This window comes from Paenibacillus sp. YAE3 (genome assembly GCF_057546105.1).
This window is the reverse complement of the sequence record NZ_BAAIYF010000040.1, coordinates 1-612: the sequence shown is the minus strand read 5'-3', so window position 1 is coordinate 612 and position 612 is coordinate 1. Positions and strand designations below refer to the sequence as shown.

1 protein-coding gene and 1 pseudogene are annotated in these 612 nt (G+C 42.0%); one reads left to right on the top strand and one right to left on the bottom strand.

Going from position 1 to position 612, the window contains the following annotated elements:
• Positions 1–232 (top strand): annotated as a pseudogene (locus AC27KL_RS28065) (GNAT family N-acetyltransferase); the annotation flags it as partial.
• Between the two features lie 102 nt (positions 233–334).
• Here the strand turns inward: AC27KL_RS28065 and AC27KL_RS28060 are convergent.
• The coding region (locus AC27KL_RS28060) for a GNAT family N-acetyltransferase (protein WP_487171799.1) at positions 335–612 on the bottom strand (278 nt) is incomplete at its 5' end.

Below are 612 nucleotides of genomic sequence, written 5' to 3'. Positions count from 1 at the left end.
ACCGGTAGTGCTGGAGGTTGAGCCTCCAGTGGATGAATGGTCACGGAGAAGAATTGGTTTTTACGAACGAATGGGATTCCATCTGAACCATTTTGAATATGTACAGCCCCCTCTAAGAGAAGGACAGACGGATCTGCGGCTTCAGATTATGAGCTATCCAGGTGCGTTGGCTGAATCGGCGTTTGCTCCGTTTAAAGAGACTTTATATACCGAGGTTTATGGGCTTAAATAAGAGACTAGAAAGAAGTAGATAAAAGTAAAAGGCTCTGCTTGTTCCGTATGGATACGGAAGCGGAGCCTTTGCTCTAAAAGGCTAGAGGTGCCTTCATTGTTGTTAATGTTTTGTCCATACCATCACAAATTCCTTCTCATCAGTTTCAGCATCCACAGATTCCTCTTGAATCGCAAATCCATTTTTAGTATAAAAGTTAAATGCTTTCGTGTTGGACTGGTACACTTTTAGCTGAATCTCATCATGCTGCTTCTTAACCCAATCTAATAGTAATTTGCCATAGCTTTTTCTTTGAGAATCAACCCGTATAAACAGAGCAGCCAAGTATCCGTCCATCATGGAAATGAAGCCGCCGATCGTATGGTCATCTTGTATGATAA